Annotated in this window: 5 protein-coding genes, 1 tRNA gene and 1 rRNA gene; 1 reads left to right on the top strand and 6 read right to left on the bottom strand. The window is 71.2% G+C overall.

Features of this window, described 5'->3' with window-relative positions:
- Window positions 1-138 precede the first annotated feature (138 nt).
- The 3 genes from BLR33_RS24880 to BLR33_RS24870 all read right to left on the bottom strand — a co-directional run bounded on the left by BLR33_RS24880 (window position 139) and on the right by BLR33_RS24870 (window position 9,544).
- Window positions 139-2,859, bottom strand: a complete 2,721-nt coding sequence (locus tag BLR33_RS24880; protein WP_093786971.1) for a DNA translocase FtsK — start codon at window positions 2,857-2,859, stop codon at window positions 139-141.
- Between the two features lie 221 nt (window positions 2,860-3,080).
- A complete protein-coding gene (locus BLR33_RS24875; protein WP_093786835.1) occupies window positions 3,081-3,761 on the bottom strand; it encodes a response regulator in 681 nt (226 codons plus the stop codon).
- Between the two features lie 296 nt (window positions 3,762-4,057).
- A complete protein-coding gene (locus BLR33_RS24870) occupies window positions 4,058-9,544 on the bottom strand; it encodes a hybrid sensor histidine kinase/response regulator (protein WP_176930451.1) in 5,487 nt (1,828 codons plus the stop codon).
- A 319-nt stretch (window positions 9,545-9,863) separates the two neighbouring features.
- Between BLR33_RS24870 and BLR33_RS24865 the strand changes: the two genes are divergently transcribed.
- Window positions 9,864-12,491 carry a SpoIIE family protein phosphatase gene (locus BLR33_RS24865; protein ID WP_093786834.1) on the top strand — a complete coding sequence of 876 codons (2,628 nt, stop codon included), beginning with the start codon at window positions 9,864-9,866 and terminating at the stop codon, window positions 12,489-12,491.
- 80 nt (window positions 12,492-12,571) lie between these two features.
- Here the strand turns inward: BLR33_RS24865 and BLR33_RS24860 are convergent.
- The 3 genes from BLR33_RS24860 to rrf all read right to left on the bottom strand — a co-directional run bounded on the left by BLR33_RS24860 (window position 12,572) and on the right by rrf (window position 13,666).
- Window positions 12,572-12,644 (bottom strand) — tRNA-Thr (locus BLR33_RS24860).
- A 50-nt stretch (window positions 12,645-12,694) separates the two neighbouring features.
- Window positions 12,695-13,375, bottom strand: coding sequence for a DegT/DnrJ/EryC1/StrS family aminotransferase (locus BLR33_RS24855; protein ID WP_093786833.1), 681 nt, complete (start codon window positions 13,373-13,375; stop codon window positions 12,695-12,697).
- Window positions 13,376-13,549: 174 nt separating this feature from the next.
- Window positions 13,550-13,666 (bottom strand): 5S ribosomal RNA (gene rrf, locus BLR33_RS24850).
- Window positions 13,667-13,670 lie beyond the last annotated feature (4 nt).

Genomic DNA, 13,670 nt, shown 5'->3' with positions numbered 1-13,670 from the left:
TCCTGCCTGTAACAACTTGACGCACGGGCAGGAGAAACGGTTGCCTTCCAACGTGCCCCGTCATCGGCGGGATCACACGTCCCAGGACGCCACTTGTGTGACACGTTTTCCCGCCGCCGGAGCGGTGCGGGCGGGCCGCTACTCGCCCCCGCCCCGGATCACCGCGAGCACGCCGTCCAACTCGTCGGCCTTCACCAGGACATCGCGCGCCTTGGAGCCCTCGCTGGGCCCCACGATGCCGCGCGACTCCATCAGGTCCATCAGCCGGCCCGCCTTGGCGAACCCCACCCGCAGCTTGCGCTGGAGCATCGACGTGGAGCCGAACTGCGTGGAGACCACCAGCTCGGCGGCCTGGCACAGCAGGTCCATGTCGTCGCCGATCTCCTCGTCGATCTCCTTCTTCGGGCCGCTGCCGACCGTGACGTCGCTGCGGTAGCTCGGGGTGAGCTGCGCCTTGCAGTGCTCGACGACCTTGGCGATCTCCTCCTCGGTGACGAAGGCGCCCTGCATGCGGATCGGCTTGTTCGCGCCCATCGGCAGGAAGAGCCCGTCGCCCTTGCCGATCAGCTTCTCCGCGCCCGGCTGGTCGAGGATGACCCGGCTGTCGGCGAGCGAGGATGTGGCGAAGGCCAGCCGGGAGGGCACGTTGGCCTTGATCAGCCCGGTGACGACGTCGACGCTGGGCCGCTGGGTGGCCAGCACCAGGTGGATGCCGGCGGCGCGGGCGAGCTGGGTGATGCGGACGATGGCGTCCTCCACGTCCCGGGGCGCGACCATCATCAGGTCGGCGAGCTCGTCCACGATCACCAGCAGGTAGGGGTACGGGGCCAGCTCGCGCTCGCTGCCCTCGGGTGTCTTGGCGCGCCCGGAGCGCACGGCGGCGTTGAAGTCGTCGATGTGCCGGAAGCCGTAGGCGGCCAGGTCGTCGTAGCGCAGGTCCATCTCGCGCACCACCCACTGCAGGGCCTCGGCGGCCCGCTTGGGGTTGGTGATGATCGGGGTGATCAGGTGCGGGATGCCCTCGTAGGCGGTCAGCTCCACGCGCTTGGGGTCGACCAGCACCATGCGCACCTCGTCGGGGGTGGCCCGGCACATCACCGAGGTGATCAGGCAGTTGATGCAGGAGGACTTGCCGGAGCCGGTCGCGCCGGCCACCAGGACGTGCGGCATCTTGGTGAGGTTGGCGACCACGTAGCCGCCCTCGACGTCCTTGCCGAGCGCGACCGTCATCGGGTGGTCCTCGCCGGCGGCGTCGGCCGAACGCAGCAGGTCGCCGAGGTTGACCATCTCGCGGTCGCTGTTGGGGATCTCGATGCCGACCGCGGACTTGCCCGGGATCGGGCTGATGATCCGCACGTCGGGACTGGCCACGGAGTAGGCGATGTTCTTGGCGAGCGCGGTGATCCGCTCGACCTTCACCGCGGCGCCCAGCTCCACCTCGTAGCGGGTGACCGTCGGGCCGCGGGTGAAGCCGGTGACGCTCGCGTCGACCTTGAACTCCTTGAACACCTGGGAGAGCGAGGCGACCACCGCGTCGTTGGCCGCGCTGCGGGTGCGGCCGGGGCCGCCGCGCTCCAGCAGGTCCAGGGACGGCAGCGCGTACGTGATGTCGCCGGAGAGCTGCAACTGCTCGGCGCGCGGCGGCAGCGGCTCGCTCACCTGCGCGTCGGGCTTCTTGGTCAGGTCCGGTACGGAGCCGGTGTCGCTGTCCTCGGCGCGGGCGGCGGGCACCTGCTTGGTGATGCGGCTGGTGAGGTCGGCGACCAGCGGCGAGGGCTGCACGCCGTGCAGGACGGCGCCGTCGAGCGCGGCCGCGGCGGCCGCCGCCACGTCCACCGGGTCGATGCCGTCGGTGCCCGCGGCCGCGGGCACCGCCTCGGCACGGCGGCGGGGCCTGCGGCGCGGCTTGGGCTCCTCGGCACCGCTGCCCAGGCCGGCGGTGTCCTTGTCCACGTCGTAGGGGTCGGCGTCCGATCCGGCCGGGGACTTGGTGAGGCGGCCGGGCAGCCGGCGCACCGGGGAGTCGTCCTGCTCCGGCCCGGCCTCGGCGTCCTCGTCGAAGAACTCCTCCAGCGGGACGGCCTCGGGGTCCGGCGGCGTCGCGTACAGGCCCACCCGCGCGCCCGCCGCGCGCAGCCGCTGCGGGATCGCGTTGACGGGCGTGGCGGTGACGACGAGCAGCCCGAAGAGCGTGAACAGCAGCAGCAGCGGTACGGCCAGGAAGGCGCCCACAGTGCTCAGGAACGGCGTGGCGGCCGCCCAGCCGATCAGGCCGCCCGCGTCGCGCAGCGCCTGGGCGCCGTCGGAGCGGCTCGGCGCCCCGCAGGCGATGTGGATCAGCCCGAGCATGCCGATGACGAGCGCGGACAGGCCGATCACGATCCGCCCGTTGGCCTCGGGCTGCTCGGGGTGCCGCATCAGGCGGACCGCCACCGCGCCGACCAGGAAGGGCACCAGAAGGTCCAGGCGGCCGAAGGCCCCGGTGACCAGCAGCGTGACCAGGTCGCCGACCGGGCCGTCGAGGTTGGACCAGGTGCCGGCCGCGACGACCAGGGTCACGCCGAGCAGCAGCAGCGCCAGCCCGTCCTTGCGGTGGGCCGGATCCAGGCCGCGGGCGCCGCGCCCTATGCCGCGGAAGATCGCGCCGATGGAGTGGGCGAACCCGAGCCACACCGCGCGCACCAGCCGGTAGAGGCCGTTGGTGGGCGAGGGAACCGGCTTGGGCGCAGGCTTGGCCGCCGCCTTCTTGGCGGGCGGTTTGGCGGCAGCGCTCTTCGCCGCGGCCTTCTTCGCCGCGGGCTTCTTGGCCGGGGGCTTCGCCGCTGCCTTCTTGGCGGTGCCGGACGTACGGGAGGCCATGGTGGCGAGGTTACCGCCCTTGTGATCGGGGGACACGCGTGCACGGGCATACGCCCGTTCGTGTCGGACGGCCGCAGGGGCGTGGTTGACGTCGCGTCAACCGGGCTTTACCGGATCGCTCGTTCGTGTACTGCTCACCGCCGGATTGACGTCCGGGGGTGCCGGACCGTACGGGCGGCCGGCCGCCTGACGGGGTGGCACCCCGGCGGCCGGGCCCCGTCTCACTCCGGTGCGGACTGCCGTACGGCGCCGCCGTCGCCGGGCTCCAGGGCGTCCAACGCCCGGCGCAGCCCGGTCAGTTTGCGCTCCAGGTGCGCGGCCGTGGCGACCGCCGCGGCATCCGCGCTCTCGTCGAGCTGCTTGCTGAGGGCCTCGGCCTGCTCCTCCACCGCGGCCAGCCGCGCCGACAGCTCCGCGATCAGGCCGGCCGGCTCGCGCGAGCCGCTGCCCGTGCCGTCCGGGACGCCCTGCTCCAACTGCAGCCGCAGCAGGGCCGCCTGCTCGCGCAGCTGGCAGTTCTTCATGTAGAGGTCCACGAAGACCGACACCTTGGCCCGCAGCACCCAGGGGTCGAACGGCTTGGAGATGTAGTCGACGGCACCGGCCGCATACCCGCGGAAGGTGTGGTGCGGGCCGTGGTTGATGGCGGTCAGGAAGATGATCGGAATGTCGCGGGTCCGCTCCCGCCGCTTGATGTGCGCCGCCGTCTCGAAGCCGTCCATCCCCGGCATCTGGACGTCCAGCAGGATCACTGCGAAGTCGTCGGTGAGCAGCGCCTTGAGTGCTTCCTCCCCGGACGATGCCCGTACCAGGGTCTGATCGAGCGCCGAGAGGATCGCCTCCAGCGCCAGCAGATTCTCCGGCCGGTCATCGACCAGGAGGATCTTGGCCTTTTGCACCATGCCACGCCCTCCTCGCCCCGGCTTGGGGCCTCCCCGGCTGCTCAGCTCCGCGGAGGCGACGGTCGCCGCCCCCGCGGGCAGCTTTGTCGCGCCGCCCGTCCTTGTGCCGGTCATGGTAGCCGCACCCCGCCGTTCGCCACACCCTGTTACCGCCACGTCACTCACCACATACCGGAAACGTCGGCGGAGACCCTAAGGTTCCCAGATTCCGGGGCCCTCACACCTCACCAGGCGCACGAGTCGGCAAAAGGTGGGCCACGGCACACACGGCCCCTGCAACACCCGCCCGGTTCCGGTCAGCGCGCGTGCATCCATTCCTCCATGAGCGTCAGCAGATGGTCGGTGTCCACCGGTTTGGTCACGTAGTCCGAGGCCCCCGAGTCGATCGCCTTCTCCCGGTCGCCCTTCATCGCCTTGGCGGTCAGCGCGATGATCGGCAGGCCCGCGAACTGCGGCATCTTGCGGATCGCCGTGGTCGTCGCGTAGCCGTCCATCTCCGGCATCATGATGTCCATCAGCACCACGGCGATGTCGTCGTACTGCTCCAGGACCTCGATGCCCTCGCGCCCGTTCTCGGCGTACAGCACGGTGAGGCCGTGCTGCTCCAGGACGCTGGTCAGGGCGAAGACGTTGCGGATGTCGTCGTCGACGATCAGCACCTTCTCGCCGCTGAAGCTGCCGGTGAAGCCGTTGTACGAGCCCTCGGCCGACTCCTCCACCCAGGACTCGCGCTCCTGGCCGCCGCGCCCGGGACCGGAGCCGTTCGCCCCGTTCGCGGACACCTCGCCGTTGCGAACGCCGTTGTGACCGTTGCGGCCCGCCTGCCCGTTGCCGTTCACGCGGCCCCCCGCGCCCGTACGCGGGCCGCTCTCGGCCGAACGGCGGCGCAGGCGCGCCAGGCTGCTGCCGGGGCCGCGGGTGCGGCCCTGGGCGGCCTCGCCCTCGCCGGCCTGCCCGGCGCCGGCCGGCAGCTGCGGGGTGGCCGGCGGCAGCGCGTCGCCGATGCTCAGCGGCAGGTACAGCGTGAAGGTCGAGCCGCGCCCGGGCTGGCTGTCGGCGTGGATCTCACCGCCGAGCAGCCGGGCGATCTCGCGGCTGATCGACAGGCCCAGGCCCGTGCCGCCGTACTTGCGGCTGGTGGTGCCGTCGGCCTGCTTGAACGCCTCGAAGATCACCCGCATCTTGCCGGCCGCGATGCCGATGCCCGTGTCGGTCACCGAGAACGCGATGAGCGGCTGGTCGGCCTCGCGCAGGGTGCCCGCCTCCAGCAGCTGCTCGCGGATGGCCTGCGGCACCTCGCTGCCGGCCGGGCGGATCACCAGCTCCACCGAGCCGCTGTCGGTGAACTTCACCGCGTTCGACAGCAAGTTGCGCAGCACCTGCAGCAACCGCTGCTCGTCGGTGTGCAGGGTCACCGGCAGCTCCGGGGAGACCCGCACCGAGAAGTCCAGGCCCTTCTCGGCGGTCAGCGGCCGGAAGGTGGCCTCCACGTAATCCACCAGCTGCACCAGCGCGATCCTGGTCGGCGAGACGTCCATCTTGCCCGCCTCGACCTTCGACAGGTCCAGGATGTCGTTGATCAGCTGCAGCAGATCCGAGCCCGCGCCGTGGATGGTCTCGGCGAACTCGACCTGCTTGGGCGACAGGTTGCCGTCGGCGTTGTCGGCCAGCAGCTTGGCCAGGATCAGCAGCGAGTTGAGCGGGGTGCGCAGCTCGTGCGACATGTTCGCCAGGAACTCCGACTTGTACCGCATGGAGACCGCGAGCTGCTCGGCCCGCTCCTCCAGCACCTGCCGGGCCTCCTCGATCTCGGTGTTCTTCACCTCGATGTCGCGGTTCTGCCGGGCCAGCAGCTCGGCCTTCTCCTCCAGCTCGGCGTTGGACATCTGCAGCGCCCGCTGCCGGTTCTCCAACTCCGCCGAGCGCTCCTGGAGTTGCTCGGTCAGCAGCTGGGACTGCTTGAGCAGCGCCTCGGTCTTGGTGTTCACCGAGATGGTGTTGACGCTGATCGCGATGATGTCGGTGATCTGGTTGAGGAAGTCCTTCTGGATCTGGGTGAAGGGCTGGAAGGCGGCCAGCTCGATCACGCCGAGCACCCGGCCCTCGAAGAGCACCGGCAGCACGATCACGTGCGCCGGCGGCGCCTCCCCGAGCCCGGAGACGATCTTCAGGTAGCCGGGCGGCGCCTGCTCGATCAGCACCGGCCGCTTCTCCACCGCGGCCTGCCCGATCAGGCCCTCGCCGGGCATGAACACCGTGGACATCGTCCGCGAGAAGCCGTAGCCGCCGATCAGCCGCAGCTCGTACTCCTCGCCGGGCTCCGTGGTGTCCTGGACCAGGAAGAAGGCGCCGTGCTGCGCGGAGACCACCGGGGTCAGCTCGCTCATGATGAGCGCGGCCACGTCCCGCAGGTCGCGGCGGCCCTGCATCAGGCCGGAGATGCGGGCCAGGTTGCCCTTGAGCCAGTCCTGCTCCTTGTTGGCCAGGGTGGTCTCGCGCAGGCGCACGATCATGGTGTTGATGTAGTCCTGCAGCTCCAGGATCTCGCCCGCCGCGTCCACGTCGATGCGCAGGTTGAGGTCGCCGCGGGTCACGGCTGTGGCGACCTGGGCGATGTTGCGCACCTGGGAGGTCAGGTTGTTGGCCATCAGGTTGACCGACTCCGTCAGGTCCTTCCAGATGCCCGAGACGCCCGGCACGCGCGCCTGGCCGCCCAGGCGCCCCTCGGTGCCCACCTCGCGGGCCACCCGGGTCACCTCGTCACCGAAGGCGGACAGCTGCCCCACCATGGTGTTGATCGTGGTCTTGAGCTCCAGGATCTCGCCCCGGGCGTCGACGTCGATCTTCTTGGACAGGTCGCCGCGGGCCACCGCCGTCGTCACCTGGGCGATCTGGCGCACCTGGCCCGTCAGGTTGGACGCCATGCCGTTCACGGACTCCGTGAGGTCCTTCCAGGTGCCGGCCACGCCGGGCACGCGGGCCTGGCCGCCCAGGATGCCCTCCGTGCCGACCTCCCTGGCGACGCGGGTGACCTCGTCACCGAACGCCGACAGGGTGTCCACCATCGTGTTGATGGTGTTCTTCAGCTCCAGGATCTCCCCGCGGGCGTCCACGTCGATCTTCTTCGTCAGGTCGCCGTTGGCGACCGCAGTGGCCACCGAGGAGATCGAGCGCACCTGGGAGGTGAGGTTGGAGGCCATGCCGTTGACGGAGTCGGTGAGGTCCTTCCAGATGCCCGAGGCGTCGCGCACCCGGGCCTGGCCGCCCAGCTGGCCCTCGGTGCCCACCTCGCGCGCCACCCTGGTGACCTCGTCACCGAACGCCGACAGGGTGTCCACCATGGTGTTCACGGTCGTCACCAGGGCGAGGATCTCCCCCTTGGCGTCGACCGTGATCTTCCGGGACAGGTCGCCGGCCGCCACCGCGGAGGTGACGTCGGCGATGTTGCGCACCTGGGAGGTCAGGTTGTTCGCCATGAAGTTGACGGACTGCGTCAGGTCCTTCCAGGTGCCGCTGACGCCCTTGACCTCAGCCTGGCCGCCCAGGATGCCTTCCGTGCCCACCTCGCGCGCCACCCTGGTGACCTGCTCGGCGAAGGACGACAGCTGGTCCACCATCGTGTTCAGGGTGTTCTTCAGCTCAAGGATCTCGCCCTTGGCGTCCACGTCGATCTTCTGCGACAGGTCGCCCCTGGCGACCGCGGTGGCGACCTGCGCGATGTTGCGCACCTGGCCGGTCAGGTTGCCGGCCATGAAGTTCACCGAGTCGGTCAGGTCGCGCCAGACACCCGCGACACCGGGCACCTGCGCCTGACCGCCGAGGCGGCCGTCGGTGCCCACCTCGCGCGCCACCCTGGTGACCTGCTCGGCGAAGGACGACAGCTGGTCCACCATCGTGTTGATGGTGTTCTTCAGCTCAAGGATCTCGCCCCGAGCGTCGACGTCGATCTTCTGCGACAGGTCACCGCGGGCCACCGCCGTCGTCACCTGGGCGATCTGCCGCACCTGGGAGGTGAGGTTGCCGGCCATGAAGTTGACCGAATCCGTCAGGTCCTTCCAGGTGCCCGAGACGCCCTCCACGCGGGCCTGGCCGCCCAGGCGCCCCTCGGTGCCCACGTCCCTGGCCATGCGGGTGACCTGCTGCGAGAAGGAGCTGAGCTGGTCGACCATGCGGTTCACGGTGTTCTTCAGCTCCAGCATCTCGCCGGAGACGTCCACCGTGACCTTCTGCGACAGGTCGCCGTTGGCGACCGCGGTGGTCACCTGCGCGATGTTGCGCACCTGGGCGGTCAGGTTGCGGAAGGCCGTGTTGACGGAGTCCGTCAGGTCCTTCCACGTCCCCGCCGCCCCCGGCACGGCCGCCTGACCGCCGAGCTGGCCCTCGACGCCCACCTCGCGCGCCACCCGGGTCACCTCGGCGCCGAAGGCGGACAGCTGGTCCACCATGGTGTTCACGGTGTTCTTCAGCTCCAGCATCTCGCCGGAGACGTCCACCGTGACCTTCTGCGACAGGTCGCCGCCCGCCACCGCCGTCGTCACCTGCGCGATGTCGCGCACCTGGGCGGTCAGGTTGCGGAACGCGGTGTTGACGGAGTCCGTCAGGTCCTTCCACGTCCCCGCCGCCCCCGGCACCTGCGCCTGGCCGCCCAACTGCCCCTCGGCGCCGATCTCGCCCGCGACCCTCGTCACCTCGTCGGCGAACGTGCGCAGCGTCTCGGTCATCGCGTTGATCGTCTCGGCCAGCTGCGCGACCTCGCCGCGCGCGCCGATGGTGATCTTCTGCGTCAGGTCGCCGTTGGCGACCGCGGTGGTCACCTGGGCGATGTCGCGCACCTGGGCGGTCAGGTTGCCCGCCATGAGGTTGACCGAGTCCGTGAGGTCCTTCCAAACACCGGCCACACCGGGCACCTGGGCCTGCCCGCCCAGCTCGCCCTCGGTGCCGACCTCCCGGGCCACCCGGGTCACCTCGGAGGAGAAGGAGGAGAGCTGGTCCACCATCGTGTTGACGGTGTTCTTCAGTTCCAGCATCTCGCCGGCCACGTGCACGGTGACCTTGCGCGACAGGTCGCCCTTGGCGACGGCCGTCGTCACCAGGGCGATGTCGCGCACCTGGGCCGTCAGCCGGTACGCCATGGTGTTCACCGAGTCGGTGAGGTCCTTCCAGGACCCCGACATCCCGCGGACCTTAGCCTGACCGCCGAGCTTGCCCTCGGTGCCGACCTCGCTGGCCACCCGCGTCACCTCGTCGGTGAACGCCGACAGCTGGTCCACCAGCCCGTTCACCGTGCGGCCGACCTTCAGGAACTCCCCGCGCAGCGGGTGCGCCGATCCGTCCGCGTTCTGCGCCCGCAGGTCCATGCGCTGCTCGAGGTCGCCCTCGGCGACCGCCGAGAGCACCCGGCCCACCTCGGACACCGGCCGCACCAGGTCGTCCACCAGCGCGTTCGACGCCTCGATGGCCGCCGCCCAGGCGCCCTCGCACTCGCCCGTCTCCAGGCGCTCGGTGAGTTTGCCGTCCCGGCCGACCACGCGCCGCACCCGGGCCAGCTCCCCGGTGAGGTGCTGATTGCGGTCGGCGACCTCGTTGAACACCAGTGCGATATCGGCCATCAGCCCGTCGCCGGACACCGGCAGCCGCTTGCGGAAGTTCCCGTCCCGCATCGCCGACAGCGCGCCCAGCAGCTTGGTGAGCGCGACTGTCTCCACCTCTACGGTCCCGCTCGCACGGGATCGCCCGTTCTTCGTACGCGTGACCGTGCCCCGCGCCGATGCGCCAGACTCCACCGTGTCCCTCCTGGAGGGTCGACCGACCCGCAGATGTGCAACCTTGCTGCGTTCAGAACATGCCCAGTGTTTCACTACGGCCACGCCAGGCCATAACAGTTCGGCAGCATCAGCCGAAGCCGAGGGCACGTTCGGGGTGGAAACACCGGTAACCGGCGCACACGCGTAGTGCTTGGGTAAGTAACCTGGCATCGGGTTGCCCGCCCCTCGACGGGCGCACACCTCTGGGGAGCCGCCGGTGACGTCCATGCAACACGACGGCACGACGACGGCCGCGGCGGGCACCGTGCCCGTCCGCACACGAGCAGCGAGGAGACCGGTGATCACGGCGCGGGCAGCGGCCACCTTCGAGCCGGTGGGACGGTCGGTCGCGGTCGCGCGCGCCTTCGTCCGCGACACCCTGCACGGCTGGGGCTTCGCCGACATCGTGGACGACGCGGTCGTCCTCACCAGCGAGCTGGTCACCAATGCCGTCGTGCACGCCGGCACCGCCGCCGACGTCACGTGCCTGCGCTACGACACCGCCGTCCGCGTCGAGGTCGCCGACCACTACCCCGAGCGCGAAGTCCCGATGCAGACCCGGGGCCGCCAGTTCCGCGAGACCGACAACGAGGGCGGCCGCGGCCTGCTGCTGTGCGCGGCCCTGGCCAGCCGCTGGGGCGTGGAGTACTCGCCCTCGGGCAAGGACGTCTGGTTCCAGCTCGATCTGCCCGAGCGCCCCGCCGGCACCCGCTCCGCCGGGCCGCTGCTGCCCACCGCCGAGCTGCCCGTCGCCGACGAGCAGGTGCGCGTCGCCGTCGTCCAGGTCGACCGCCAGGCCGTCATCACGCGCTGGAACGACGACGCCGCCGACCTCTTCGGCCACAGCACGGCCGACGTCGTCGGCAAGTCGCTGGCCGACCTCGCCGCCTGGCCGCAGACCCCCGGCACCGGCATCGGCCTCGCCGACGCCCTCCGGCTCTCCCGCTGGGAGGGCACCTACGGCCTGCGCGACTCCTCCGGCCGCGTCCTGCCCGTCTACGGCTCGCACCTGCGGGTGCGCGACAGCGTCGGCGAGCCCTCCACGGTCTGCCTGCTGGTGCGCGCCGAGGAGCGCGCCGTCCTGCAGTCCCCCGCCCGCGGCTCCTCCGGCGCCGACAACCACGCGGCCCAGCGCGGCAAGGCCACCGACGCCTTCGAGGTGTTCATCGGCTCCCCCGCGCCCGACGACCTCGACGGCCTGCTCCAGCGCACCGTCGAACGCGCCCGCGACATGCTCGACGGCGACGCCGCCTACCTGCTGCTCGCCACCGACGACGAGACGGAGCTGGAGGTCCGCGCCTCCACCGGCCTGCCCAACGCCCGCCAGCGCTTCGCCCGCGTCCCCGTCGAGGCCGGCACCGGCCGCTACGGCAGCGCCCGCATGCCCGCCGTGCACGAGGACCTCACCGCCGTCCCCGGCGCCGTGCCGCTGCTCTCGGGCACCGGGATGCGCTCGGTCGTCACCGTGCCACTGAAGGTCGAAGGGCGCCTGACCGGGTCGCTCGGTGTCGCCGCCGAAGCACCCGGCCGCTACGCCAACCAGGAGGCCCTGCGGCTGCAGTTCGCCGCCGACCGGATCGCCCTGGCCGTCGAGAGCGCCCGCCTCACCGAGTTGGAGCGGCTGCGGCGCGGCTCGCTCTCCTTCCTCGTCGAGGCCTCCGACCTGCTCGCCGGCACCCTCGAACGCGACCAGACGCTCGCGCTGATGGCCCAGATGACCGTGCCCACCCTGGCCAGTTGGTGCGCCGTCTACACCATCGCCGAGCAGTCCGAGCCCGAACTCGCCTTCGTCCTCCACGAGGACGAGGACCGCATCGACGGCATCAAGGCGCTGCTCCAGCAGGTCAGGCCGCCCGAGCCCGACCCCACCCCCGGCGCCCGGATCTGGACCGCACCCGCCGACGCCGCCCACTCCAGCGCCCTGCGCGCCTCCCTGCGCAGCCTGGGCGTGGGCAGCGGCTCCGGCAGCCGTCCCGCCAGCGGGCCGGGCATCGCCCTGGCCACCGCGGCCGCCGTCGGCGGCGAGACGGTCGTCCTGCCCCTGGTCGCCCGCAACCGCGTCATCGGCATGCTCACCCTCGGCAAGGCCACCGACGAGCGCTTCCGCCAGGAGATCCTCGAACTCGCCGAGGACCTCTCCCGCCGCGCCGCGCTCGCCCTGGACAACGCCCGCCTCTACAGCGAGCGCACCGCCATCAGCCAGGCCCTGCAGCGCAGCCTGCTGCCGCCGGAACTCCCGCACGTCCCGGGCGTCGAGGTCGAGGTCGTCTACCGGGCGGCCGGCGAGGGCAACGAGGTCGGCGGCGACTTCTACGACCTCTTCCCGATCCGCGAGGGCTGCTGGGGCTTCGCCATCGGCGACGTGTGCGGCACCGGCCCCGAGGCCGCCGCGGTGACGGGCCTGGCCCGCCACGCGCTGCGCCTGCTCGGCAGGGAAGGCTTCGGCGGCCCCTCGGTCCTGGAGCTCCTCAATGCCGCGATCCTCGACGAAGGCGCCCGCAGCCGCTTCCTCACCCTCCTCTACGGGGAGCTGTGGCCCAAGGAGGACGGCAGTGCCGAGCTGCGCATGGTGTGTGCCGGCCACCCGCTGCCGCTGCGGCTGCGCCCGGACGGCTCGGTGGAGCCGGCTGCCGACCCGCAGCCGCTGCTGGGCGTCATGGACGACCTGGAGCTCTACGAGCAGTCGGTGACACTCGACCCCGGCGACGTGCTGCTGTGCGTCACCGACGGCGTCACCGAGCGCCGGGAGGGCGACCGCATGCTCGGCGACGACGGTCTCGCCGACGTCCTGGCCACCTGCACGGGCCTGACCGCGGGCGCGGTCGCGGCACGCATCCAGCGGGCCGTGGAGCGCTTCGCCGCCGACGCGCCCTCGGACGACATGGCGATCCTCGCGATGCGGGTGCCCGCGCTGCCGACGTCCTGAGCGGTCGGCCGCCCGCCCGGCCGGCACAGGCAACGACAAAGGCCCCCGCCGGGATTACCGGCGGGGGCCTTGTCTCTCGGAGCCCCAATACGGAATCGAACCGTAGACCTTCTCCTTACCATGGAGACGCTCTACCGACTGAGCTATTGGGGCGCGTCGACGGGAAGATCGTAGCCCATCGGCGCGGGAATTCGGTAATCGGATCAGATGAGTCCGCCGAGGCGGTTGCAGACCGACGCGATGTGGGTCAACTCCCGCTGGGTGAGCCCGGAGTGGACCGGCAAGGAGAGCGTGTCGGCGGCCACCAGCTCGGTCTGCGGGAGCACGCTGCCGGAGCGGTGTGCGGGCATCCGGTGCACCGGCACGGCGACGCTGACCTTCGCCCGCACGCCGCGCACGGCCAGGGCCTTGGCGTAGGCGTCCCGGTCGGGCCGGCCGTTGCCGGGGACCCGCACGACGTACTCGTGGTAAAGGTGGTGGGCGCCGGGGGCGGTGTACGGCACGATGACGCCGGTCAGTGCCGAGTCCAGGAACCGGGCGTGGGCACGGCGGCGGGCGACGGCCCCGATGTCCTCGGTGGAGGGCGTCTCCTCGATGACGGCCAGGCCGTGGCGCTCCGCGATGCTGCCGATGCTCTCCATGGGCGCCGGGTGCCCGAAGGCGTTCACCGGCAGTACGGCGGCGGTCCGGGACGTGATGCCGGCGGCCACGGCCGAGGGGTCGAGGCAGAAGGTGCGCGGGTCTATGTCGGCGAACACCGGTATCGCGCCGGCCAGTCGGGCCGCGTCGGCGGGGGCACTCGGGCCGTAGGAGGGGACGATGACCTCGTCACCACGGCCTATGCCCAGCGAGGACAGCGCGGTACGGAGAGCGGCGGCGTTCATCTCCGAGGCGATCCTGGGCCGCCGTCCGGCAGTCGTCATCTGCTGCACGTCTCCACACCTCCGCGTGTCGGGAGACCCAGGTTCCCGGCAGGATGTGAACACGAGGGTAACGAACAGCAAAAATGCCTCAACCCCCGAGACAATGCTCGGGGGTTGAGGCATTCATCAAAAATTGTTCGGCGGTGTCCTACTCTCCCACAGGGTCCCCCCTGCAGTACCATCGGCGCTGAAAGGCTTAGCTTCCGGGTTCGGAATGTAACCGGGCGTTTCCCTCACGCTATGACCACCGAAACAC

The sequence above is a fragment of the Actinacidiphila guanduensis genome (assembly GCF_900103985.1).
GTDB classification, from domain to species: domain Bacteria; phylum Actinomycetota; class Actinomycetes; order Streptomycetales; family Streptomycetaceae; genus Actinacidiphila; species Actinacidiphila guanduensis.
This window is presented reverse-complemented; position numbering and strand designations above follow the sequence as displayed.

Excerpts from the sequence above, each read along its gene's own strand:
- BLR33_RS24880 (WP_093786971.1), bottom strand. The coding sequence starts at position 2,859 with ATGGCCTCCCGTACGTCCGGCACCGCCAAGAAGGCAGCGGCGAAGCCC.
- BLR33_RS24875 (WP_093786835.1), bottom strand. The coding sequence starts at position 3,761 with ATGGTGCAAAAGGCCAAGATCCTCCTGGTCGATGACCGGCCGGAGAAT.
- BLR33_RS24855 (WP_093786833.1), bottom strand. The coding sequence starts at position 13,375 with ATGAACGCCGCCGCTCTCCGTACCGCGCTGTCCTCGCTGGGCATAGGC.